General features: G+C 73.4%; 19 protein-coding genes. 11 read left to right on the top strand and 8 right to left on the bottom strand.

The window, feature by feature from the left end; genetic code table 11:
* Nucleotides 1-42: 42 nt before the first annotated feature.
* Nucleotides 43-480: a cupin domain-containing protein gene (locus AB0C33_RS13805; protein ID WP_358287005.1), complete on the top strand. Its 438-nt coding sequence runs from the start codon at nucleotides 43-45 to the stop codon at nucleotides 478-480.
* On the opposite strand, the gene AB0C33_RS13800 is transcribed toward AB0C33_RS13805, so the two are convergent.
* Complete coding sequence (locus AB0C33_RS13800) at nucleotides 453-1,433, bottom strand: helix-turn-helix domain-containing protein (protein ID WP_358287003.1); 981 nt, start codon at nucleotides 1,431-1,433, stop codon at nucleotides 453-455. The genes AB0C33_RS13805 and AB0C33_RS13800 overlap by 28 nt on opposite strands.
* A 71-nt stretch (nucleotides 1,434-1,504) precedes the next feature.
* Between AB0C33_RS13800 and AB0C33_RS13795 the strand changes: the two genes are divergently transcribed.
* Complete coding sequence (locus AB0C33_RS13795; RefSeq protein ID WP_358287001.1) at nucleotides 1,505-2,560, top strand: saccharopine dehydrogenase NADP-binding domain-containing protein; 1,056 nt, start codon at nucleotides 1,505-1,507, stop codon at nucleotides 2,558-2,560.
* Nucleotides 2,561-2,675: 115 nt separating this feature from the next.
* Here the strand turns inward: AB0C33_RS13795 and AB0C33_RS13790 are convergent, their stop codons facing one another.
* Nucleotides 2,676-3,341, bottom strand: coding sequence for an SDR family NAD(P)-dependent oxidoreductase (locus tag AB0C33_RS13790; protein WP_358286999.1), 666 nt, complete (start codon nucleotides 3,339-3,341; stop codon nucleotides 2,676-2,678).
* Between the two features lie 170 nt (nucleotides 3,342-3,511).
* Between AB0C33_RS13790 and AB0C33_RS13785 the strand changes: the two genes are divergently transcribed.
* The 6 genes from AB0C33_RS13785 to AB0C33_RS13760 all read left to right on the top strand — a co-directional run bounded on the left by AB0C33_RS13785 (nucleotide 3,512) and on the right by AB0C33_RS13760 (nucleotide 9,770).
* Nucleotides 3,512-4,828 carry a sugar ABC transporter substrate-binding protein gene (locus tag AB0C33_RS13785; RefSeq protein WP_358286997.1) on the top strand — a complete coding sequence of 439 codons (1,317 nt, stop codon included), beginning with the start codon at nucleotides 3,512-3,514 and terminating at the stop codon, nucleotides 4,826-4,828.
* Complete coding sequence (locus AB0C33_RS13780) at nucleotides 4,825-5,676, top strand: sugar ABC transporter permease (RefSeq protein ID WP_352356638.1); 852 nt, start codon at nucleotides 4,825-4,827, stop codon at nucleotides 5,674-5,676. Before AB0C33_RS13785 ends, AB0C33_RS13780 begins: the two co-directional genes overlap by 4 nt.
* Nucleotides 5,673-6,482 carry a carbohydrate ABC transporter permease gene (locus AB0C33_RS13775; protein ID WP_358286995.1) on the top strand — a complete coding sequence of 270 codons (810 nt, stop codon included), beginning with the start codon at nucleotides 5,673-5,675 and terminating at the stop codon, nucleotides 6,480-6,482. Before AB0C33_RS13780 ends, AB0C33_RS13775 begins: the two co-directional genes overlap by 4 nt.
* A 148-nt stretch (nucleotides 6,483-6,630) precedes the next feature.
* A complete protein-coding gene (locus tag AB0C33_RS13770; RefSeq protein WP_358286993.1) occupies nucleotides 6,631-8,025 on the top strand; it encodes a cytochrome b N-terminal domain-containing protein in 1,395 nt (464 codons plus the stop codon).
* Nucleotides 8,026-8,096: 71 nt separating this feature from the next.
* Nucleotides 8,097-8,765, top strand: a complete 669-nt coding sequence (locus AB0C33_RS13765) for a HEAT repeat domain-containing protein (protein WP_358287574.1) — start codon at nucleotides 8,097-8,099, stop codon at nucleotides 8,763-8,765.
* Between the two features lie 6 nt (nucleotides 8,766-8,771).
* Nucleotides 8,772-9,770 carry a HEAT repeat domain-containing protein gene (locus AB0C33_RS13760; protein WP_358286991.1) on the top strand — a complete coding sequence of 333 codons (999 nt, stop codon included), beginning with the start codon at nucleotides 8,772-8,774 and terminating at the stop codon, nucleotides 9,768-9,770.
* Between the two features lie 26 nt (nucleotides 9,771-9,796).
* Here the strand turns inward: AB0C33_RS13760 and AB0C33_RS13755 are convergent, their stop codons facing one another.
* Both AB0C33_RS13755 and AB0C33_RS13750 read right to left on the bottom strand, forming a co-directional pair.
* On the bottom strand, nucleotides 9,797-11,167 hold the full coding sequence (locus tag AB0C33_RS13755) for a hypothetical protein (RefSeq protein ID WP_358286989.1): 1,371 nt from the start codon (nucleotides 11,165-11,167) through the stop codon (nucleotides 9,797-9,799).
* A 280-nt stretch (nucleotides 11,168-11,447) separates the two neighbouring features.
* Nucleotides 11,448-12,632 (bottom strand): erythromycin esterase family protein, encoded by a 1,185-nt coding sequence (locus AB0C33_RS13750; protein ID WP_358286981.1) that lies wholly within the window; start codon nucleotides 12,630-12,632, stop codon nucleotides 11,448-11,450.
* Nucleotides 12,633-12,709: 77 nt separating this feature from the next.
* On the opposite strand from AB0C33_RS13750, the gene AB0C33_RS13745 reads away from it, so the two are divergent.
* Both AB0C33_RS13745 and AB0C33_RS13740 read left to right on the top strand, forming a co-directional pair.
* Nucleotides 12,710-13,414: a TioE family transcriptional regulator gene (locus tag AB0C33_RS13745; RefSeq protein WP_358286978.1), complete on the top strand. Its 705-nt coding sequence runs from the start codon at nucleotides 12,710-12,712 to the stop codon at nucleotides 13,412-13,414.
* A gap of 6 nt (nucleotides 13,415-13,420) precedes the next feature.
* Nucleotides 13,421-16,954 carry a serine/threonine-protein kinase gene (locus AB0C33_RS13740; protein WP_358286976.1) on the top strand — a complete coding sequence of 1,178 codons (3,534 nt, stop codon included), beginning with the start codon at nucleotides 13,421-13,423 and terminating at the stop codon, nucleotides 16,952-16,954.
* A 13-nt stretch (nucleotides 16,955-16,967) separates the two neighbouring features.
* Here the strand turns inward: AB0C33_RS13740 and AB0C33_RS13735 are convergent, their stop codons facing one another.
* From AB0C33_RS13735 to AB0C33_RS13725, 3 genes are all read right to left on the bottom strand, one after another.
* Nucleotides 16,968-18,734 carry a SpoIIE family protein phosphatase gene (locus AB0C33_RS13735; RefSeq protein ID WP_358286974.1) on the bottom strand — a complete coding sequence of 589 codons (1,767 nt, stop codon included), beginning with the start codon at nucleotides 18,732-18,734 and terminating at the stop codon, nucleotides 16,968-16,970.
* 96 nt (nucleotides 18,735-18,830) lie between these two features.
* Complete coding sequence (locus tag AB0C33_RS13730) at nucleotides 18,831-19,925, bottom strand: winged helix DNA-binding domain-containing protein (RefSeq protein ID WP_358286972.1); 1,095 nt, start codon at nucleotides 19,923-19,925, stop codon at nucleotides 18,831-18,833.
* A gap of 33 nt (nucleotides 19,926-19,958) precedes the next feature.
* The gene (locus AB0C33_RS13725) at nucleotides 19,959-20,372 is read right to left on the bottom strand and encodes a VOC family protein (protein WP_358286970.1); all 414 of its coding nucleotides are present in this window, start codon (nucleotides 20,370-20,372) and stop codon (nucleotides 19,959-19,961) included.
* Between the two features lie 119 nt (nucleotides 20,373-20,491).
* Between AB0C33_RS13725 and AB0C33_RS13720 the strand changes: the two genes are divergently transcribed.
* Nucleotides 20,492-21,472 carry a WYL domain-containing protein gene (locus tag AB0C33_RS13720; RefSeq protein WP_358286968.1) on the top strand — a complete coding sequence of 327 codons (981 nt, stop codon included), beginning with the start codon at nucleotides 20,492-20,494 and terminating at the stop codon, nucleotides 21,470-21,472.
* Between the two features lie 8 nt (nucleotides 21,473-21,480).
* Here the strand turns inward: AB0C33_RS13720 and AB0C33_RS13715 are convergent, their stop codons facing one another.
* A complete protein-coding gene (locus tag AB0C33_RS13715) occupies nucleotides 21,481-22,386 on the bottom strand; it encodes an RNA polymerase sigma-70 factor (protein ID WP_358286966.1) in 906 nt (301 codons plus the stop codon).
* Between the last annotated feature and the right edge of the window lie 143 nt (nucleotides 22,387-22,529).

Below are 22,529 nucleotides of genomic sequence, written 5' to 3'. Positions count from 1 at the left end.
GTTGCCGGACACATTCGGACCGCAGTCCACTTGGAGATCGAGATGCTCAGGAAAATGATCACGGCCGGTTCGCTGGCGCTCATGGTGCTCGGCGCCTCGAGCGCGTACGCCGACTCGGGCCCCGGCAAGGTCGTCCACCACTCGCACAAGGAGGCCGGATCACCCTGCGAGGGGCTGAAGGGCTGCACGTTCGTGCAGCTGAAGGGCGACCCGAAGACCGGCCCCTCGGAGGCCGTGTTCACCCTCAAGGCCGGCACGCCCTTCCCGCCGCACTGGCACACCAGCCCCGAGCACGTCGTCGGCGTTTCCGGCGTGATGTCGTGGAACGTCAAGGGCCACAAGACGTACCGGATCGGCGCGGGCGACTACCTGTACTACCCGTCGAAGGCCGAGCACTGGGGCAAGTGCGCGGCGGGCGCCGACTGCGTCTACTACGTGTACGACTCCAAGCCCTACGACTTCCACCCCGCCGGCCGCTGAGCGGGCGTCGCCCCGCGGGCGCGGAAGGTGCGCCGGTAGGCGTCCGGAGGCACGCCGACCGTGCGGTTGAAGTGCCGGCGCAGCGTGGCCGCGGTGCCCATGCCGGTGGCCTCGGCGATGGCGTCCACGCCGTCGTCGGTGGTCTCCAGGAGCTCCTGGGCGCGGCGGATGCGCTGGGTGAGCAGCCACTGCAACGGGGTGGTGCCGGTCATCGACCTGAAGTGGCGGCCGAGGTGGCGCGAGCTCAGGTTCGCCCGGCGGGCCAGGTCCTCCACCGTCAGGGGCTGGTCCAGGTGCCGGCCCGCCCAGGCGAGCAGGTCGCTGAGGGGATGCCCGTGCGGCTCGGGGACGGGGGTGGCGACGAACTGGGCCTGGCCGCCGGGCCGGTGCGGCGCCACGACCAGGCGGCGCGCGATCGCGTTGGCGACCGCCGAGCCGTGGTCGCGGCGGACCAGATGCAGGCACAGGTCCAGGGCGGCGGCCTTGCCCGCGGCCGTGAGCACGCTGCCCTCGTCCACGTAGAGCACGTCGGGATCGACCTCGATCCGGGGATGGCGGGCGGCCAGGGTCTCGGTGTGGGCCCAGTGGGTGGTGGCCCGCCGTCCGTCCAGCAGGCCGGCCGCGGCCAGGACGAACGCGCCCGTGCACAGCGAGGCGACCCGCGCGCCCGCCTCGTGCGCCGCGCGCACGGCCGCGACGAGGTCGGCCGGCGGCTCCTCGTCCACCTCTGCCCAGCCGGGGACGATCACCGTGTCGGCCCCGACGAGCCGGTCCAGCCCGGCGTCGGGTTCGAGCAGGAACCGCCCGTCGGCCCGTACGGGACCGGCTCCGCAGATGACCGGCTCGTACCAGCGTTCGACGGGGACGGGCGGGGGCGAGCTGAACAGCTCGTAGGCCAGGGCCAGCTCGAAGTGCAGGATCCCGTCGGCGACGGCTACCGCGACTGTGGTCACGTCCGGAATTGTACGCATCATGTCGTTCCGGACGCTCGTGCGGCGGGGCGGTGGGCCGCCAGGATGTCCGCATGACGCATGCAGAGCTGACGAAGAACAAGGTGGCGGTCTACGGCGCGTACGGGCACACGGGCCGTTTCGTGGTGGCGGAGTTGCTGCGGCGCGGGCTGGCGCCCGTCCTGGCGGGCCGCGACGGCGACGCGCTCAAGGCGCTGGCCGAGGCGTACCCCGGGCTGTCGGTCAGGCAGGCGTCGGTGGACGATCCGGCGGCGCTGGACCGCGTCCTGGACGGAGTGACCGCGGTGATCAACTGTGCCGGGCCCTTCGCCGCCACGGCCGCCCCCGTGATCGAGGCGGCCCTGCGCGCCGGCGTCCCGTACGTGGACGTCGCGGCCGAGATCGAGGCCAACGTGGACACCTTCGAGCTGTTCGCGGAGCGCGCCCGGAAGGCGGGGGCGGTGATCGTGCCCGCGATGGCCTTCTTCGGCGGGCTCGGCGACCTGCTGGTCACGGCGGCGATGGACGACTGGACCGGCGCCGACGAGGCGCACGTGGCCTACGGGCTGGACAGCTGGCACCCCACGACCGGCACCCGGGCCGCGGGCAAGGTCTCCAGGGAGCGGCGCGACGGCCGACGCGTCCGCCACGCCGGCGGCCGGCTGGAGTACCGCGACGACCGGGCGCCGGCCGGGAAGTGGGCCTTCCCCGAGCCGACCGGGACGCGCGACGTCATCGCGGAGTTCTCGATGGCCGACATCGTGACCGTCCCGAGCCACCTGGACATCCCGGAGGTGCGCAACTACATGACGGTCGAGGCGGCCACGGACGTGGTGAACCCCGACACCCCGGCCCCGGTCGCGGCCGACGAGCACGGGCGGTCGGCGCAGCCGTTCGTCGTGGACGTGGTCGTGCGTTCGGGCGCCGGGGAACGCCGGGCGGTGGCCCGCGGCCGGGACATCTACGCCGTCAGCGCGCCGCTCGCGGTGGAGGCCGTCGAGCGCGTCCTCACCGGCCGGACCAGGGCCGCCGGGGTGGCGTCGGCGGGGCGCATCTTCGACGCGCCGGACTTCCTGCGGGCGTTGTCGCCCCACATCGAGGTCGAGCTCGACACCGCGGCGCAGCGCTGACCCTCGCGCGTCTGGACCGCGTGCGGGTCGCGGCGATCCTCCTGCCCGGCCCTGGTGGACACCGCGCGCCTGCGGCGGGCGCGGCGGGCGCCGATCCACGCCGCCGCGGGCGGGTTCAGCCCGGCAGCACCGACAGTTCGCAGGCGTAGGAGTCGGCCGGCGCGTTCAGCGCCCACACGACCATCGCGGCCAGCGATTCCGGCCGGATGCACGCCTGCGGGTCGTACGGGCGGCCGAAGGCGGCCCTGACCTCGCCCAGCAGGTCGGTCGCCGTGGCCGCGGGGTAGACCGTGGTGACCCGGACCCCGTGGACGGCCTCCTCCTCGCGCAGCGAGTCGGCCAGTTCGCGCAGCGCCGCCTTGCTGGCCACGAACGCCGACCAGCGCGGGACGCCGGTCAGCCCGGGGGAGGCGTTCACGAAGATCACATGGCCCTTGGACCGCCGCAACGCGGGCAGCGCGAGCCGGACGAGCTCGGCGGCGGAGGCCACGTTCACCGCCATCGTGCGCCGCCACGTGTCGGGGCCGGCCTCGGCGACGGCCTCCACGGGGGAGATGCCGGCGCAGTGCACCACCGCGCGTATCTCCGTGAGCTCCGCCGTCAGCGCCTCCATGGCGGGGGCCAGCGACGCGGGGTCGGCCAGGTCGGCCTCGATCCCGCGGACGTCCAGCCGCCCGACGTCACGTCCGACGGCGATCACCCGATGCCCGGCCGCGCCGAGCGCGGCGGCCAGCGGCCTTCCGATTCCTCCGGTGGCGCCGGTCAGCAGCACGTTCCCCATGGCGGCCGATCATTCCGGCAGGACGAGCAGGACGCAACGGCCTTTCCGCCCGTCCGCTCACATCCATCGGGAACGGTTCGATTTCACCTCTGGTGCACCAGGCGTATTCAGCGTACGTTACTCAGCACTCAGTATTCAGAGTGTGACATGTTACAGATCCAGAGGTCACCGTGAAGATCCACACAATCGCCGCCGGGCTGCTGGCCACCGGACTTCTCGCCGCCGGATGCGCCACCGGCGGAACCGGCACGGCCAAGGGACCCGCTCCCTCGATCGCCGCGTCCACCCCCGCGGAGTTGTCCGGTGAGGTCAAGGTGTGGTCGTTCGACGTGGGTGCGACCGCCCTGAAGCGTCTGGCGCCCGAGTTCACCAAGCTGCACCCCAAGGTGAAGATCGACGTGACGGACGTCGGCTACGACAACATCTACGAGAAGGTCACGGTCGGCATGCAGTCGGGCACCGGCCTGCCCGACGTCGTGCACCTTGAGGACGAGCGGGTCCCCGGCTACGCCAAGAACTTCCCCAACGGGCTGGCCGACCTCGGGCCGGTCGCCGGCAAGCTGAAGGCCGACTTCGACCCGGCCAAGTGGCAGACGGCCTCCGGCGAGGGCGGCAAGCTGTTCGCGCTGCCGTGGGACTCCGCGCCCGTCGGCCTGTTCTACCGGCGCGACTACTTCGAGCAGGCCGGCATCAAGGCCGAGGACATCCAGACCTGGGACGACCTGATCAAGGCCGGCGAGACGCTGAAGGCCAAGACCGGCAAGAAGCTCATGGTCTCCGACCTGGGCAACAGCGAGCCGCTGTTCACCACCCTGTTGCAGCAGCAGAAGCAGGGCAGGTTCGTGGACGGCAAGGTCGCGGTCAACACCCCGGCCGCCGTCAAGGCGCTGACCCTGATCAAGACGATGAACGACAAGGGCCTGCTGCAGAACGAGCAGGGCTGGGACGGCCGGGTCACCGCGACCAAGGAGGGCAAGGCGGCCGTCGCGCCCACCGCCGTCTGGTGGACGGGCACGCTGGTGTCGGAGATGCCGGAGCTCAAGGGCAAGTTCGGCGTGATCCCGCTGCCCGCGTTCGAGCCGGGCGGGGTGCGCACCTCGGCCAACGGCGGGTCCATGCTGGCGGTCACCGGCCAGACGAAGAACCAGCAGGCGGCGTGGGCGTTCGTCGAGTTCGTCACGGCGAACAAGGACAGCCAGCTGTCGATGATGAAGCAGGAGTCGCTCTTCCCGGCCTACCTGCCCGCGCTGGCCGACCCGTACTTCTCCGAGCCGGTCGAGTACTTCGACGGGCAGCCGGTCAACAAGATCTTCGCCGACCAGGTGCGCGCCATCCCGGCCGTGGAGTCCACCGACGACGACGCCGAGGCCAGTGAGCTGCTGAAGAAGCTGCTGCAGCGTGCGGTGGTGGGCGGCAAGGACCCCAAGGCCGTGCTGGACGAGGCGGCCGAGCAGATCGCGTCCGCCACGAAGCGGGAGATCGGATGACCGTTCGGCGCCGCCTGGTCCCCTGGATCTTCGCGGGGCCCGCCGCCGCGCTGCTGGCGCTGTTCTTCGCCTACCCCCTCGGGGCCAGCCTCTGGCAGAGCCTCCAGCGGACCGAGGACGGCCTGACCGAATGGGCCGGCCTGGAGAACTACCAGCGCCTCCTGCACGACGACAGGTTCCTGCAGTCCCTGGTCAACGTGGGGCTGATCCTGGTCGTGCAGGTCCCGATCATGATCGGGCTGGCGCTGGCGCTGGCGTACGTGCTCAACCAGTCGTGGCTGCGGTTCCGCGCCACGCTGCGGATCGCGTACTTCCTGCCCGCCGTGACGACGCTGGTCGCCTACGCGGTGGTCTTCCGGGTGCTGCTGCGCACCGACGGCGGCATGGTCAACCAGCTGCTCGGCGCCGAGATCGCCTGGCTGGACGACCCGGCCTGGGCGCGGGTGGCGCTGATCGCGTCCATCACCTGGCGGTGGACGGGCTACAACATGATCATCCTGCTGGCCGGCCTGCAGGCGATCGGCAAGGAGCAGTACGAGGCCGCCTCGATCGACGGGGCCGGGCCGCTGCGGTCGTTCGTCAGCGTGATCGTGCCGCAGCTCAAGCCGGTGATCCTGTTCTGCTCGATCACCTCCACGATCGGCACGCTCCAGCTGTTCGACGAGAACAAGCTGCTCACCGACGGCGGCCCCGACGACGCGACCACCTCGCCGATCCTGCTGCTCTACCAGGTCGGCTTCAAGCAGTTCGACTTCGGTTACGCCGCGGCGATGGCCTGGGTGGTGGTGCTGCTCATCGGGGTGCTCTCCTACGCCCAGTTCAAGTGGTTCGGGAAGGAGAAGTCATGAAACGCCTGCTGCTCTGGCTGCTCATGGCGGCCGGCGCGGTGGTCAGCATCGCGCCGTTCTACTGGATGTTCGTCGCCTCCACGCACGACACGTCGGAGCTGTTCCGCAGCCCGCCCCCGTTCCTGCCCGGCGACGACCTGCTGGACAACCTGCGGTCGCTGGAGGAGACGATCGGCTTCTCCCGCGTGGTGCTCAACAGCCTCGGCACGGCCCTCGTCTACACCGCGCTGTCCGTGCTGGTCAGCGCCATGGGCGGGTACGGCCTGGCCAAGTACCGCTTCCGCGGGCGCGGCCTGCTGCTCGCGGTGATCCTGGCGACGATGATGATCCCGTTCCAGGTGCTGCTGGTGCCGCTGTTCCAGATGATGGCCAGCATCGGCTGGGTCGACTCCTACGAGTCGATCGTCATCCCGTTCCTGGCCAACTCCTTCGGCATCTTCCTCATGCGCCAGGCCTTCCTCGACTTCCCCGACCAGCTCATCGAGAGCGGACGCCTCGACGGCGCCGGAGACCTGCGGATCTTCTACCGGATCGTGCTGCCCGTGGTCCGGCCGCAGCTCGGCGCGCTGGTCATCTTCACGTTCATGAGCCAGTGGAACTCCTTCATCTGGCCCCTGCTCATGCTCACCAGCGAGGAGAAGTACGTGCTGCCGGTCGCGCTCAGCCACCTCACCGGGCTGACCCGCGTCGACTACTCGGGCCTGATGCTGGGCGCGCTGCTGGCCACGCTGCCGCTGATGCTCATCTTCTTCGTCTTCCAGAAGCAGTTCGTCTCCGGGCTGCTCGGCGGAGCGGTGAAGGGGTGAAGGGGTGAGTTCGCGGCCCGCCGGAGCGCCTCGACTCCGGCGGGCCGCCCGCCTCGAACGACCTCGTATGACGTAACTCACCCTCCTCGACGTCACATCTCGGCCGCCGATCCCGTCTTGAAGGCGAAGGCGAAACGAGGAGGGTCCGATGCGCTCATCGGTGCGGAAACGTCAGTCGTCGGGGCTCGGTCATTGGTCGTTCATGTTCGCCGAGGTGGCGATCTGGTCCTTCGCCGTCCTGGTGGTGACCGGGCTGTTCCTCATGGTGTTCTTCGACCCGGACATGTCCCCGGTGCTCTACCACGGCGTGTACACGCCGCTGAGCGGCGTCCCGGTCAGCAGGGCGTTCGACTCGACCATGCGGCTGAGCCTGGAGGTGCGCGGCGGGCTCTTCGTCCGGCAGGTGCACCACTGGTCGGCGCTGGTGTTCGTGGCGGCGGTCGCGATGCAGTTGCTGCGCATGTTCGTGACCGGCGCGTTCCGGCGGCCGCGCGTGCCGCAGTGGCTGATCTGGGTGACGCTGCTGCCGCTCGGGATGGCCGCGGGGGAGACCGGCAACATCCTGCCCGACGACATGCTCTCCGGCGGCAGCCTGTGGCTGATCCAGTCGGTGCTGCTGTCGATCCCCGTCGTGGGGTCGTACGGCGCGCAGCTGCTCTTCGGCGCCGGGTTCCCCGGCGACAGCATCATCCCCACCATGTACTGGACGCACGTGCTGGTGATCCCGGCGGCCATGGTCGCGCTGCTGGCCGCCCGTGAATGGCTGGTGCGGCGGCACGGGCACTCGCGGTTCGCCGCGCCGGTCCCGGCCCGGGCGGGCGTGCGGCCGTTGATGGCGGGCACGACGATCGGCGTCCTGGTCATCCTGGGCCTGGCCTTCCAGATCGCCCCCATCTGGTTGTACGGCCCGGCCGGGCCCGGCCAGATCTCGGCCGGCTCGGTGCCCGACTGGTACATGGGCTTCCTCGACGGCGCTCTGCGAATCATGCCGGGCTGGGAGCTGACGATCGGGGGGTACACGCTCAGCCTCGCGGTCCTGGTGCCCACGCTGGTGGTCCCCGGGGCGTTCTTCACCGTCCTGGCCGGCTACCCGCTGGGCGAGCGCCTCGTCCTGCGGCGTCCCGGCCGGCGCGACGCGCTCGGCCGGCCCAAGAGCAGGAGCCGCCTGGCCGCCGAGGCGAGCGGGCCGGCCGTGCTGGACCGGCCGCGCGAGGCGCCCGTGCGAACCGCCGTCGCCGCCGCCGGGGTCGCCTTCTACGGGCTGCTGTGGGCCGCCGCGGCCAACGACCAGCTCGCCCACCAGTTCCACCTCTCGGTGGAGGCCGTGACGATCTTCTTCAGGTACGCCGTCCTGCTCGGCCCGGTCGTCGCCTTCTGGCTGACCCACCGGCTCTGCCTCGGCCTGCGACTCCAGGACCGGCACGACGCGGAGCACGGGCCGGAGAGCGGCGTGATCGTCCGGACCGCGCAGGGCGGCTTCCACGAACGCCCGATGCCCGTGGAGCCCGAGCGGCAGCACGCGGTCACCGCGCCGCGCGACTGACCGCGCGGGCCGGGCCGCTTGACCTTGACACTGTGACAAGGTCTTCACTGGTCGCCGAGGAGGTGGTCCCGATGACCAGGCAGGAACGAGACCCGGACCCGAGCGGCGCCGTCGGAGGGCTGGCGGCCGGCGACCCGTCCGTACGGCTGCGGGCGGCCCTGGCGGTGGGCACGACGCCGGACCCGCGCCTCGTCGGCGCGCTCGTCGAGCGCTGCGCGGTCGAGCCGGAGTTCCACGTGCGCGACATGCTCACCTGGGCGCTCACCCGCCACCCGGCGGAGCTGACGGTCCCGAGGCTGCTCGGCGAGCTGCGTTCGGAACGCGCGCAGGCCCGCAGCCAGGCGCTGCACACGCTGTCCAAGATCGGCGACCGGCGGGCGTGGCCGGCGATCACCCGCGAGCTGCTGACCGACGCCGACGACGAGGTGGCGCGGAGCGCCTGGCGGACCGCGGTGCTGCTGGCACCCGAAGAGGAGAAGCCCGGACTGGCCGAAGTATTGTCGACACAGCTCGGGCGCGGCCGACGGGAGACCCAGCTGAGCCTCAGCCGGGCGCTGGTCGCGCTCGGCGAGGTGATCGAGCCGGTGCTGCGGGCCGCGATGGCCGACCCGGATCCCGGCGTGCGCGCGCACGCCGGGGCCACGGAACGGCTGCTGCGCGACCCGGAGGCCGGATTCGAGTTCGCGATCGAGGAGGCGAAGCGCGTCGTGGCCCTCGGCGCCGGCGGCCAGGAGGGATGATGGGCTGTGCTGATCGGCGACGTCGCGCGACGGTCCGGGGTGAGCGCCCGCATGCTGCGCCACTACGACGCGCTCGGGCTGGTGCGCCCGACGGGCCGCAGCCACGCCGGCTATCGCGAGTACTCCGGCGAGGACATCCGGCGGATCTTCCACATCGAGAGCCTGCGGTCGCTGGGCCTGTCGCTGCGTGACGTCGGACGGGCGCTCGACGATCCGGGCTTCACGCCGTCCGGGCTCGTCGAGGACCTCATCCGGCGCACCCGGGAGCGCATCGCGGCCGAGACGGAGCTGCTCACGCGCCTGCGCCGGATCGACGCCGCCGACCCCGCCGGCTGGGACGACGTGCTCCAGGTCGTCTCCCTCCTGCAGGGGCTCGGGTCGAAGAACGCCGGCCGGCGCCAGAGCGCGGCGCTGTCCGCGGTCGCCGAGGTCCCGGTGGAGGCGCTGGTCGAGGCGGCGCTGGGCGAGAGCGACCCGAACGTCGCCGGAGCCCTGCGATGGGCTCTGGCGCAGTCGGGCGAGGGCGCCGCCGCGCTGCTGGCGCAGGGTCTGCACGCACCGGCGGCCGAGGTGCGCAAGCGCGCGGTCCAGTCGATCGCCGAGCTCCCGGACGTCACGGCGACCGCCCTGCTCCAGGACGCCCTGACCAGCCCCGACATCGTGGTCCGCCGCTACGCGGCCCTGGCGCTCGGGGCACGCGGCGTGGACGACGCCATCCCCACGCTCATCGACATGGTCGTCGAGGGGACGAACGACGTCGACGCGGCCGACGCCCTGAGCACGCTGGCGGGCCGCCCCCGCGCGGCGGACCCGATCGCCGCCGGGCTCGTGGACTGCCTCGCCCGGCGTGGCGCCGAGCCGTCCGCGCGCCGGCGGCTGACGCAGGCGCTCGCCGACATCCCGGGCGCCACCGCGTCACGCGCCCTCGCCGACCTGACGCAGGACGACGACCGCGCCGTCGCGCTCACCGCGACCTACGTCCTGGGGCTGCGCGACACGCGATGAGCGCTCGGCCCCGTTCGGGGAGCGTGTCACCCTGCCGGGGTCCGGCGCTGCGCCGCCGCGGCGGCCTGGCCGACACCCTGCCTGATGCGGCTCTCCACCCGCGCGACCGCGCCCGTGCCGGCCGCCATGCTGGCCCCGGTGACCTGGGCCTGGCCGGTGACGAAGATGCCGTTGTTCAGGATGGTCGTCTGGCGGTCGCGCAGGTCGCTCACGTCGACGTTGTGCTCCTCCAGGAAGTCGGCGACGGCGTCCATGATGCGCTGCTCGGCGGCCTTGACGTACATCTCCTTGTCGAGCTGCTGGAAGTAGCGGTGGTAGAGGTGGTCGGTGGCGTGCTCGCGGGGGTTGTAGGCCGCGCCGTAGTTGAAGGTGTGGCCGCGGATGGCCTTGATGCTCGCCTTCTGCTGCCGCCTGCGCCTTCTCGGCTCCGAGAGCGCGGCGAGGGTGTTGGGCAGGGCCAGCACCAGCCCCGCGGCGGTGCGCCGCAGCGCCGACAGCGCGATGCGGGCCATCCGCTCCGAGGGCGCGCAGTTGACCAGCCGGTCGACGTCGCGGTAGGCCTCCCGCAGCGGCGGCAGCAGCGAGTAGCCGGCCTCGGTGAACATCATGCCCTTCTCGGCGAGCAGCACGAACCGCAGGAAGATCGAGATCACCACCTCGCCCTCCCAGCCGGTCACGCTCACCGTGAGGTAGGGGCGGGCCCGCGTGCGCGGGTTGTCGCGCAGCTGGTGGATGAACCGCTCGCTCACCGTCGGCACCGGCGGCAGGAGGGCGTCGGGCAGCACGGCGGCCTGGAGCTCGGGGTCGGTCTCGTAACGCAGGTCGAGGCCGTTGACGAAGAGCTTGTCGCCGACGGTGAGACCGGGCAGGCCGAGGGCGGCGATCTCGGCGGCCACCCGGTCGTAGAGCTCGCCGACCGCGAAGGGCACGACCGTCTCGCCGGGCCGGGCCTTGGCGACGTTCATGGTGAACGACCAGTTGTTGATCCTGCTGCCGTAGCCGACGAAGGGGGAGTAGTCGGCGAACACCGTGACGTTCCCGGCACCGCGGTCGGCGATGTCGACCAGATGGTCGCGCAGCGCGGGCGAACTGGGCAGCGGCGCCTCGGCCGGATCGAAGGAGTCGCGGGTCAGCCTGGTCAGGATGACCGACTCGTGGGCGTCGTAGAGCTCGGCGAAGACGACGAGCCAGGCCAGGAAGATCGGGAGCAGGACGAGCGGGCTGGACAGCAGGGCCAGGGTGGCCACGGCGAGCCCGGCCAGCACGGCGTCGCGCACGTGCTGGCGTCTTCGGGCCATCAGGCCGTACTTGAGCATCGTGGCCAGGTCGACGCCGGGGGACTGGGCGACGGCGCGGAAGCGGTCATGAAGAATCGAGCGAATGGTGGAATTACGCACTTTCGCGTCGAGCATCATGGCGATGCAGAGATATCGGGTGACTTCCGTCGCGGCCGGGCGATCACCCTGGAAATGGCGGCCACAATTAGCGCAGACCAGGGAATCGGGCAGGTTGGGGCTGTCGCAGTGACCGCAATTCATCAGCTCAGTCCTCTGGTTGGGGCTTCGTGGAGCCTGACGTCACCCCGACTTTAACGAGCGCGCGTCCGGCGTCGCCACGCAAAAAGAATTCGCCCTGAGGACATTATTCGCCAAACATAATAAACAACAATGCCGGACCTCAGATCTCCTTGAGGAAGACGATCGCGTCCGCCTGGTGGACGGTCGCGGGGTCGAGGGCCAGGTACGTGTGGTCCACCGGGACGCGGGGCGCCGGCCCGCGGTCGAGCGCCCCGGCCAGGCGGCGGGGATCGACGACGGCGCGGGCGTCGCACACCTCCGACAACATGCCTTCGAGGGTGTCGGGGGCCGGGACGTCGGCGCCGCGGGAGCCGAACGTCGAGGCGGCGAAGGCGTACCGGTCGCCGAGGCACGCGGCGAGCACCGCCCCCGCGCTCCACCACCGCAGCTCCTCGCCCGCGAACCGCAACCGGCTCTCGTCGCGCTGCAGGTGGCGGTTGTGGGCGAAGACGAGGGTGGGGCCCCGGCGCTCCTCGCGCCGGACGATCGCGTCGAGGTTGCCGGCCATCATCGCGTCGCGCAGGCTCATGAGCGCGCCGAGCCGGCGGGGCGAGGGGTCGGCCATGCCGGCGTGGTGGCGCAGCAGCCCGGTGGCGGCGCGGGCGTGCAGACCGGCGCGCCACCGGTCGTCGCCGGACGTGACGGCCGCCAGGTGCGGGGCGTGCGCGGTGAGCAGCACGCCGAGGTCGTCGGCGATCAGGCGCAGCTCCCTGGCCTCCGGCGCGGCGCCGATCGAGCGGGCCGGGTCCGTGAGGGCGGCCGGGTCGGTCCAGCGCTCGTCGGGGCCGAGCAGCACGTCGAGCCTTTCGCGGGTCAGGGGCAGGTCGAGGTGGGGGGCCAGGTAGTCGTACAGGGCGGTCAGGGCCGGGCGCGGGGCGGCCGGGCCGGTGATCTCCACCGGGGCGTCGAAGCCGTCGAAGCGCAGCCGGTCGCGCGGCGCGGACCGCTCGTTGCGGGCCCGCATCCAGCGCAGGAGCTCGCGGTTGGCGGGCGAGGCGCCGAACCCGTGGCTGAAGCCGCGGCTCATCGCCTCGTCGAGGCTGACGTCGCCGCCGGTGACGTACGCGTCGGCGGTCAGGCCGGCCAGGCAGTCGCTCTCGATGGCGATCGACCGGTAGCCCTCGTGCTCCACGAGGTGACGGAAGAGCTCGTTGCGCAGCTCCAGGAAGGCTTCGACGCCATGCGTGGGCTCGCCCAGGCCCAGCACGCGGACGCCGGGGGGCAGCAGCGCGGCGAGGGCGCCGCCGGTGAACGCCTGGGCGGCGTCCCGGATCGAGGTCGTCATGCCTTCAACCGTATCGTTGAACTTCTCGTGTAAACTTCCGGCCGTTCCCCCAGCGGGCAGGAGGGCATACCTTCAACATGCGGCCCATCGATCTGGCGCGCGCGCACGGCCTGTCCACGCAGGCGGTGCGCAACTACGAGGAGGCGGAGATCCTGCCGCCGTCCGAGCGTTCCGCGCACGGCTACCGCGTCTACACCCCACGCCACGCGGCGGCGCTGCGGACGTTCCTGGCGCTGGTCCCCGCCCACGGGCACGCGACCGCGACCGCGATCATGCGGGCCGTGCACGGCGGCCGCCTGGCGGCGGCGCTGCGCCTGATCGACGAGGGCCACGCCCAGCTCGCCGAGGACCGCGGCACGCTGGAGGCCGTCGAACGCGCGCTGCGCGACCTGGCGCCGCCGCGCGAGCCGGAGCCGGGCGTGACGTTCATCGGCCCGCTGGCCCGCCGGCTGCGCATCAAGCCGGCGACGTTGCGCAAGTGGGAGCGGGCCGGGCTGACCGTGCCCCGGCGCGACCCGCGTACCGGCTACCGGGTCTACACCGCCGCCGACGTCCGCGACGTGCTGCTGGCCCACCAGCTGCGGCGCGGCGGCTACGGGCTGGAGCAGATCCGGCAGGTGCTGGAGCAGGTGCGCGCGGCGGGCGGCATGGAACCCCTGCAGGCGACGCTGCGCGACTGGCACGACCGGCTCACGGCCAGGGGCCTGGCCATGCTCACCGCCGCCGGCGCGCTGGACGCCTACCTGCGCGAGGGGAACTTTGCGACCGGAGAGGGCATCTAACACGCCGTGGAAGCGTCGAACGCCGGAGAACCGCAGCGTATAGGGCAATACTGGCTGGCCGGACAGCTCGGGTCCGGGGGCCAGGGGGTGGTGTACGACGCCTACGACCCCGAAGGCCGCCGGGTCGCGCTCAAAGTCCTGCACATGGCCGACAGCCCGGCGAGCCGTGAGCGGTTCGCCAAGGAGGCGGCCGCGGCCGGGCGGGTGGCGTCGTTCTGCACGGCGCGGGTGCTCGACTGCGACCTGTCGGGCAGCAGGCCGTACATCGTCAGCGAGTACGTGCCGGGCCCCAGCCTGCGCCGGGCGGTCGAGCAGGGGCGCCGGTTCGCCGGGGACGACCTGCACCGGCTGGCCACGGCGATCGCCACCGCCCTGACCGCCGTGCACGACGCGGGGGTGATCCACCGGGACCTGAAGCCGGACAACGTGCTGCTCGGCACCGACGGCCCGCGGGTGATCGACTTCGGGGTCGCGCGCACCCTGGACATGTCGCTGACCAGGACCGGCGAGGTGGCCGGCACGCCCACGTACATGGCGCCCGAAGCGTTCACCGGACAGCGGGCGGGCGCGCCCGCCGACGTGTTCGCCTGGGGCGCGATCATCGTGTTCGCCGCCACGGGCGAGGACCCGTTCCGCGCCGACAACCTCGGCGGGGTCATGCACCGGGTGTTGTCGAGCCAGCCCGACCTGAGCGGGCTGCCGCCCCGGCTGGCCTCGCTGGTGTCGGCCGCGCTGGAGAAGGACCCGGCGGCCCGTCCCACCGCCCGCGACCTGCTGCTCGCCCTGGTCAGCGGCAACAGCGCCGACACCCGCGGGCTGCTGACGGCGGGCAGCCGCGCCGCCAGGGGCGTGCACGTGCCCGAGCAGGGCGACCCGGCGCTCGGCACGATCGCCGAGGACGCCTACGGCGCGCTCGCGCCCGAGGAGCGCGAGCTGGCCGCCGAGGTGTTCCTGCGCCTGGTGACGGTCACCGAGGACGGGCACGAGGCCGTGCGCTGGGCGTTGAAGGAGGACCTGCTGGCCGGGCGCTCCGAGGGGGAGACGCGCGCGATCGAGCACATCCTCCAGGTGTTCTCCTACCTGGTGACGCAGAAGAACGAGGCGGTGGCGCTGTCGCGTCCCGCGCTGCTGCGCGCCTGGCCGCGGCTGCGCGTCTGGGTGGACGGCGACCGCGACGGGCTCGCCGTGCTCGGCCAGCTCAGCGACGCCGCCCGCCAGTGGGCAGGCAACGGCCGCAAGGACGGCGACCTGCTCCAGGGCAGCCGCCTCGACCAGGCGCTGACCTGGGCCGCCACCGGCCGCAGGCACATCACGCTGACCCCGCTCGAACGTGACTTCCTGGCCGCGGGCACCGGCCTGGCCAGACGGCGCGTGCGCCGCCGGCGGCTGACCACGGCCGCGCTGGCCGGGCTGCTGGTGGTGGCGCTGGCCGCGGGCGGCCTCGCCGTGCTGCGCGGCAGGCAGGTGACCGAGCAGAGCAGCCTGGCGGGCCGGCAGCGCGACCAGGCGGTCGGGCGGCAGGCCGCCGCCGAGGCCGACCGGCTGCGGACGAGCGACCCGGTCACGGCCATGCTGCTCAGCGTGGCGGGCTGGCGGCTGGCTCCCACTCCCGGCACCCGGCGGAGCCTGACGACCTCGCTGACGATGCCGGAGAGCGCCGTCTTCCGCGACCCCGGCGCCAAGGGCGTCTCGGCGTCGGCGTCGGCGGCCGGCGGGCGCGTCCGGGCCATCGCCGGCGAGGACGGCGTGCGGGTCTACGACGTGCCCTCCGGGCGGCAGACCGCGTTCTGGCGGTGGCCGCGCGGCCTGGACGCGCTGCCGTCGGCGGCGGCGCTCAGCCCGAGCGGGCGCACGCTGGTGGTGGTCAGCAGGGACACGGCCTACGCCTGGGACGCCAGGACAGGCGCCAAGCTGCGCGAGCACCGCGTCGGCGAGGGCGGCGTGCAGGTCGCCTTCGACGGCAACGAGAACCTGGCCGCGGTGATGCGCGACAGCACCCTGGACTTCCTGTGGGACACCAGGACCGGCGCCTCCTACACCCCGAAGCTGGAGGCGAGCGGCGCTCCGGCGATCGCGCCCTCCGGCGCCTACATCGCGGGCGTCGGGCCGAACCAGGGCGGCCTCAAGGTGATCCGCCTGCCCGGTCTCACCGTGGACACCCGCCTGCCGAAGGCGTGCGGGCCGGTGGTGGCGTTCACGCCGGACAGCAGGCGGCTGCTGTGCGCGAACGGCGACATCGCGGCCTTCGACCTGGCCACCGCCAGGAAGGTGCCCGACGCCGACCGGCCCTTCTGGCAGGAGTCGGCCCTGGACGACACGCTGGCCGGACGGCTGCGGCTGAGCCCCGACGGCCGCCGGATGCTGGCCGTCGAGGGCCGCACCCTGCACCTGCTCGACGCCGACGACGGCGACGAGGTGGCCCTCTACCAGGCCGAGGGCGAGCCCGAGGACGTCTGGCTGGAGGCCGACGGCCACACCGTCCGCTACGTGCTCGACAACTCGACCGTCACCGCCGACCTGACCTCCCGCCTCCCCTCCACCCGGCTGCCGCAGGGCTACGAGCTGGACGCCTTCAGCCAGGACGGCCGCCTGGCCGCCGCCACCAAGGACTCGGGGCCGGTCCGCGTGTGGGACGGCGGCCGGCTCGGCGTCCCGATGGCCGGCAGCGCGGGCGTCACCGGGCAGCTGTTCGACCCGGCGGGCGCCCGGCTGTCCGCCGAGGGCGCGGACTCCTCGGCCGGCCTCTGGGACGTCGCCACCGGCCGCCGGTTGTGGCGCCACGCCGTGCCGCGCACGCAGTTCGTGCTGTCGAAGACGTTCACCCCCGACGGCCGCCGCCTGGTGCTGTCGCTCAAGGAGCTCAGCCAGCGGGACGCCCGCAACGAGCTGGTCGTCCTCGACGCCGGCACCGGCCGGACGCTCGCCCGCCACCCCTTGGCCTCGGCCACCGAGACCATCGTGTCCACCCGCGACGGCACGGGCGTGGTGACCGCCACCGGCAAGGTCTACGACCTGCGCACCGGCAAGGCCGTCGGCCCCGGCTTCAACCGGTCGGGCCTGGCGATCGCGCTCAGCCCCACGGCGCAGGTGCTCGCCCTCGGCTCGGCCACGGTCGAGCTGTGGGACGTCGCCGGCGGCCGCGAACTGCCGCCCGCGCTGCGCGTGGCCGCCCGGGCGCAGGTCGAGACCGTGCTGTTCAGCCACGACGGCTCGCTGCTCGCGCTGATCGGCAGGTCCATCGGGGAGACGTTCGACGACGTCTACACCGTCCAGGTCTGGGACGTCGGCTCGCGGGAGCGGATCGGCTCCTTCCCCATCGGCATCCTCGACCGGCTGGCCTTCAGCCCCGACGACCAGACCCTGTACGTCTCGGGCAACACCTCCGGGACGATCATCCGGATCCCGGTGGGCGCCGAGTCCGTGGCCCGCCTGGTGTGCGAGCGCGCGGGCCGCACGATGAGCCCGCAGGAGTGGCGGCGGCACCTGAAGGACGTGCCCTACCGGGACGTCTGCCCGGGCGCGCGGCGCGGACGGTCGTGACGCGCGCCGGTCGTCAGATCGCGGGCAGGCCCCGGTCGCCGTTCAGCACGCCGCCGCGCAGGCCGTCCAGGGCCGTGACGCGCGGCGGCACGCGCAGCGTCAGCATGGCGACGTCGTCGTCGTTGTCCTCGGGCCGGACGCGTGCCAGCAGCATGTCGCCGAGCGCGTTCAGCGGCCGGTGGGTGTGGGAGGCGGCGTACCGGCTCAGGCGGGCCAGCCCCTCGTCCAGGGAATGCCTCGGGGACTCGATCAGCCCGTCGGTGTAGAGCACGAGGGTGGACCCCGGCGGCAGCTCCACGACGGCGTCGGCGCGCTCCCCCTGGATGCCGGTGCCCAGCAGCAGGCCCTGGCCCTCCTCCAGGAAGCGGGTACGGCCGTCGCGCTCGACCAGCAGCGGCGGCGGATGGCCCGCGTTGCTCCAGCGCAGCAGCCAGCGGCCGTCGTCGGTGTGCTCCAGCCGGGCCAGGACGACGGTGGCCATGGTGGCCTGCGCCATGCGCACCACCGCGCGGTCGAGCCGGTCGAGGATGGTGCTGGGCAGGTCCTGCTCGGCGCCGGCGTAGGCGCGCAGCATGTTGCAGACCTGGGCCATCCCGGCGGCGGCCTCCAGGTCGTGGCCGACCACGTCGCCGATCACCAGGGCGGTGGCGCCGTCGGGCATGGTGAAGGCGTCGTACCAGTCGCCGCCGACCTGCGAGGCGCGGGGGGCGGGCACGTAGAGGGCGCTCATCTCCAGGCCGGGCACGGACGGCAGGCGCGGCAGCAGATGGCGCTGCATGGTCTCGGCGACCCGGCGCTGCCGCTCGTACAGGCGGGCGTTGTCCAGGGCCAGCCCGGCGCGCCGGGCGATGTCCTCCACCAGCAGCAGGTCGGCGGTGGTGAACGCGCCGGGCCGCTCGGCGCGGCCGAGCGTCAGCGCCCCGACCACCTCGCGCACGCCGCGGATGGGCGCGATGCCCGCCGAGTGCATGCCGGTCCTGCGGAACAGCTCCTGCTGGAAGACCGCGATGCCGGAGTCGGGCGCGCCCTGGTAGGTCTCCGGCCCGGCCAGCGTCGCGGTGACCCCGCGCAACGCCCGCGACAGCGGCATCGGCGACTCCTCGGGGACCGCGGGCATCGGCCCCTCCAGGTCCTCGTGGTGCACCAGGACGCCGTCCTCGTGGTGGACGACGGCGGCGCGGCTCACGCCGCCGTGCTCGGTGAGCAGGTCCACCACCACCCAGTCCGCGAGCAGCGGCACCACCAGGCGGACGAGCTGGCGCAGCGTCTCGTCCACGTCGAGGCTGGCGGCGAGCGTCGTGGTGGTCTCGGCCAGCAGGGCCAGCCGGTCGAGCTCGGACATCGACGTCTCGTGCGCCGGCTCGGGGATCTGCGCGCCGGGCTCGTCGGCGTCGTGGAAGAGCACCAGCGCCCCGGTCCTGCCGTCGGCCAGCAGGCAGGGCGTGACCAGCCAGGAGGCCGGCAGCAGGGAGCCGTCGCCGCGCGCCAGCCATTCCCGCTCGCCCTGGGAGGTGCCGCCGGTGATGAGCGGGCGTCGCATCGCGCACCGGCTGCGCGGCAGCGTCTCGCCGCGCGGGCCGCGGTGGAGCAGGTCGTGGGCGTCGCCGCCGAGCAGTTCGGCGGCGGGGCGGCGGAGCAGCGCCTCGGTGCGCGGGGCGACCTCGACGATCCGGCCCCGGTCGTCCACGACGTACCCGCCGGCGTGGGTCAGGTCGCACAGCCCGCGGGGACGTCCGTCCTGCGGCCGGTGCGGCCCGGCGTCGTGCTCGGGCACGTTCATGGTGTCGGCTCCTCTCGTCCCCACCTCCTACCCGCCGGCCCGTCCGTCATCGACGCCTGCGGTCCTGACAGTATGGACGAGCTTATGGGGATGCGTTCAGCCGTCGAGGATCCGGGTGCGGTCGCCGGCCCCGTCGGAGAGGAACGACGCCAGGGCGCCTCCCTCCTCGCCGACGGCGGCGCGCTCGGCCGGGGACAGGCCGCGCAGCGGCGTGACGAGCACGGTGCCGTCCTCGACGGTCCAGGTGGCCGCGACCCGGCCGTCCACCAGGACCATCCGGGCGCCGGCGACCGACAGGCCACGGTGTTCGCGGTCGATGATGCGGTCGCGGTCGTCGTAGCCGAGTATCGCGTTGTCGAACGCCGGCAGGAACCGCACGGGGGCGGGCGTGCCGGGGTCGGGCCGCGGCGCGCCGGGCAGGTCCAGCAGTTCGCGGCCGCGTTCGTCCCGGAAGGCGACCAGCTCGTCGCGTACCGCCGCCACGGCCTTGGGCAGGCCCGCCAGGCCGGACCAGGCGCGCAGGTCGGCCGTGGCGGCGGGGCCGTACGCCGCCAGGTAACGCCGTACGAGAGCCTGCCCCACGGGGTCGGAGCCGTCGGCGGACGGCGGGTCCACCTCCCGCCCCAGCCAGGACGACAACGGCAGGTTGCGCACGCTCGCCCGCGTCCGCCACAGCCCGCGCGGCGGGAGCTGCGCCATCGGGACCAGCGCGGCGACCAGCATCTCGCCCAGCGCCCGCGGCCCCGGTCCGGGCCAGCGATCGGCCACCGCCCGCGCGAGCTGCGACATCGAGCGCGGCTCGCCGTCGGCCAGCACCGCCCGTCCGGCCGCCGCGAGCTCGTCGAGGTCCACCCCGGCCAGCTCGCGGCGGTAGACCCCGAGCACCCGCTGGCGCAGCATCGCGTCGTGCCTGGATCGCCAGGTCAGGACGTCGGCGGCGGTGACCAGGTGGACGGTGCGCCGCATCAGGTGGGTCCGGACCACGTCCCGGCCGGTCAGCAGGTCCGACAGCGCGGCCGGGTCGAAGGCGCGCAGCCGTGACCAGAGCCCGGTGAAGGGCTCCTGCGGCTCCTGCGCCTGCAGGCCGCACAGGTGCCCGACGGCGTCGAGGACCGGCAGGCCGGCGCGGTCGAGCAGCAACTGGCGGGCGAGCGTGGCGCGGTTGAGCGCCCTGGTGCTCAGAACGGTCATCTTCTCTTCCCGCGCTCAGCCGTTTCCTCGCGCTCAGGACGCGCCGTGCTCGACGATCCAGGTCACCCCGAAGCGGTCGCGCACCATGCCGTGCAGCGGCACCCACTGCGCGGGCCCGAGCGGCCGCACGACGGTCGCGCCCGCGCCCAGCCCCTCCCAGTACGCGGTGGCCTCCTCGGCCGTGTCCGCGCCGAGCGAGACGAAGAACGCGTTCTCGCCCTGGTCCCAGGGCAGGTGGGCGGGCACGTCGTAGGCCATCAGGCGGAAGCCGCCGGGCGCGGCCACCTGGCCCCACATCACCCGGCCGGCGTCGGCGGGGTCCTGGACGTTCCCGGCGTCCGCGTAGGTCACGGTGGTGACGTCCCCGCCGAACACCGACCGGTAGAACGCGAGCGCGGCGGCGGCCTCGCCCCGGAAGTTCAGATGAATCACGACATTTATAGACATGGCAGGCTCCTCGCCGGTTCGGCTCATGGTCGCCGGGAGCCGTCCGGCCCCGGTTGCGGTGCCCATGCTGGCGGAGGAAGCGGTCAGGTTGTGGCCTCTTCTTGCGGCACCATGGAAACATGCAGAAGACCTCGGCACGCCTGCTGGCCCTGCTCTCGCTGCTCCAGATGCGCCGCGACTGGCCGGGGGCGCTGCTCGCCGAACGGCTGGAGGTCAGCCCGCGCACCGTGCGCCGCGACGTCGACCGTCTGCGCGACCTCGGCTACCCCATCGCGGCGATCAAGGGCCCCGACGGCGGCTACCGGCTCGACGCGGGCAGCGAGCTGCCGCCGTTGCTGTTCGACGACGAGCAGGCCGTCGCGCTGGCCATCGCGCTCCAGATCGCCGCCACCGCCGGGGCGGGCATCGAGGAGGCCGCGGCGCGGGCGCTCACCACCGTCCGGCAGGTCATGCCCGCACGGCTGCGCCACCGGATCGACACCCTCCAGGTGACCGCCGTCGAACGGGCGGGCGCACGGCCCGAGCCGCAGGTCGCGGGTGGGGTGCTCGTCGCACTCAGCGCCGCCGTCCATGCCCGTGAGGTGTTGCGCTTCGACTACCCGTCGGAGGCGGACGACGGCGGCGCGCTGCCGCCGCCCCGGCGGGTGGAGCCGCACCACCTCGTCACCTGGGGCGGCCGCTGGTATCTCGTCGCGTGGGACCTCGACCGCGCAGACTGGCGCACCTTCCGCGCCGACCGCATCCGGCCGCGCACGCCCACCGGGCCGCGCTTCACCCCGCGCGAGCTGCCCGGCGGCGGGGTGGCCGCCTTCGTCACCGCGCGCTTCCGCGGCTCGGACGCGGCGGGCGACTGGCCCTGCCGCGGCGAGGTGATCCTCGCGCTGCCCGCGGCGGTCGTGTCCCGTTACGTCCGGGACGGGCTCGTCGAGGAGGCGGGGCCGGACCGCTGCCGGATCGTCATGGGCTCGTGGTCGTGGCTGGGGCTGGCGGCCGCGCTCGGCAGGTTCGACGCCGACATCGAGGTCGTCGGCCCCGCCGAGCTCAGAGACGCCTTCGCCCAGCTGGCCCGCCGCTACACCGCCGCCGCCTCCTCCTCCTGACCCCCGGCTCACTTCTCCGGGAGGCGGGCGACGTCGGAGACCGGGCCGAGATGGGCGAGCTTGTCCGGGTTGACCACCGAGTGGATCGCCTGGATCACGCCGTCGGCGACGTCCAGCTCGACCACGCCAGCCACGCGTCCCTCGGCGTCGTACATGACCGCGCCGGGGCGGCCGTTGACCCAGGCCGTCCGTACCGTGACGCCGAGCGCGCGGACCCGGCGCAGCCCCGCCACCAGCATCTTGACGACGCGGGGCGCCCCGGCCGCCGGTCTGGCCATCGCCTGGGCCTTGCCGCCGCCGTCCCCGTGCAGGACCACGTCGGGCGCGAGCATGCCGAGCAGCGCGTCCAGGTCGCCGCCGCCGGCCGCGTCGAAGAACCTGCGGGCCAGCTCCTCGCCCGCCGCCCGCCGCGCCTGGGTCGGCGCGTTGTCGCGGGACTGCCGTCCGGCGGCGACGCGCTGCCTGGCGCGGGCGAGGATCTGCCGGCAGTTCACCTCGGTCTTGCCGGTGATCCGCGCGACGTCCTGGTAGCCGTACCCGAACACCTCGCGCAGCATGAGCACCGCCCGTTCCACCGGCGACAGGGACTCCAGCAGCACGAGGAACGCCATCGACAACGAGTCGGCCAGCTCGGCGTGCTCGGCCGGCCCCGGCTCGCCGGGGTGCGCCACGACCGGCTCGGGCAACCATTCGCCCACGTACGTCTCCCGTCGCACCCGCGCCGAGCGCAGGTGGTCGATGCCCAGCCGCGTCACCGCGGTCGTCAGGTACGCCTTCGGCTCGGTGATCGCGGTGCCCGCGTTGCGCGCCCTGGTCAGGCCCAGGAACGCGTCCTGCACGATGTCCTCGGCGTCGCCCACGGAACCGGTCATCCCGTAGGCGATGGAGAACAGCAGCGGCCGGTATCCGGTCACGTCCGGCTCCTCCGCCAGGGGGGCGGTCGCGTCGGCTCCTGTACCGCGGCTCATCTGCTCGGCCTTCCCGTCCGGAGGTGCTTGTGTACGACCCGCAGCAGGGTAGCCGTGCGGCTGGACCTCCTCGTGACCAGGCAGGCCGG

Source organism: Nonomuraea sp. NPDC048881 (genome assembly GCF_040649795.1).
Lineage (GTDB): Bacteria > Actinomycetota > Actinomycetes > Streptosporangiales > Streptosporangiaceae > Nonomuraea.
Note: the sequence above shows the minus strand (reverse complement) of the source record. Positions and strands in the feature narration are given on the sequence as shown.

What these genes read in the sequence shown, in the direction of transcription:
- AB0C33_RS13805 (WP_358287005.1), top strand. Translation starts at nt 43, where the DNA reads ATGCTCAGGAAAATGATCACGGCCGGTTCGCTGGCGCTCATGGTGCTC.
- AB0C33_RS13795 (WP_358287001.1), top strand. Translation starts at nt 1,505, where the DNA reads ATGACGCATGCAGAGCTGACGAAGAACAAGGTGGCGGTCTACGGCGCG.
- AB0C33_RS13790 (WP_358286999.1), bottom strand. Translation starts at nt 3,341, where the DNA reads ATGGGGAACGTGCTGCTGACCGGCGCCACCGGAGGAATCGGAAGGCCG.
- AB0C33_RS13780 (WP_352356638.1), top strand. Translation starts at nt 4,825, where the DNA reads ATGACCGTTCGGCGCCGCCTGGTCCCCTGGATCTTCGCGGGGCCCGCC.
- AB0C33_RS13775 (WP_358286995.1), top strand. Translation starts at nt 5,673, where the DNA reads ATGAAACGCCTGCTGCTCTGGCTGCTCATGGCGGCCGGCGCGGTGGTC.
- AB0C33_RS13770 (WP_358286993.1), top strand. Translation starts at nt 6,631, where the DNA reads ATGCGCTCATCGGTGCGGAAACGTCAGTCGTCGGGGCTCGGTCATTGG.
- AB0C33_RS13765 (WP_358287574.1), top strand. Translation starts at nt 8,097, where the DNA reads ATGACCAGGCAGGAACGAGACCCGGACCCGAGCGGCGCCGTCGGAGGG.
- AB0C33_RS13750 (WP_358286981.1), bottom strand. Translation starts at nt 12,632, where the DNA reads ATGACGACCTCGATCCGGGACGCCGCCCAGGCGTTCACCGGCGGCGCC.
- AB0C33_RS13745 (WP_358286978.1), top strand. Translation starts at nt 12,710, where the DNA reads ATGCGGCCCATCGATCTGGCGCGCGCGCACGGCCTGTCCACGCAGGCG.
- AB0C33_RS13735 (WP_358286974.1), bottom strand. Translation starts at nt 18,734, where the DNA reads ATGAACGTGCCCGAGCACGACGCCGGGCCGCACCGGCCGCAGGACGGA.
- AB0C33_RS13730 (WP_358286972.1), bottom strand. Translation starts at nt 19,925, where the DNA reads ATGACCGTTCTGAGCACCAGGGCGCTCAACCGCGCCACGCTCGCCCGC.
- AB0C33_RS13725 (WP_358286970.1), bottom strand. Translation starts at nt 20,372, where the DNA reads ATGTCTATAAATGTCGTGATTCATCTGAACTTCCGGGGCGAGGCCGCC.
- AB0C33_RS13720 (WP_358286968.1), top strand. Translation starts at nt 20,492, where the DNA reads ATGCAGAAGACCTCGGCACGCCTGCTGGCCCTGCTCTCGCTGCTCCAG.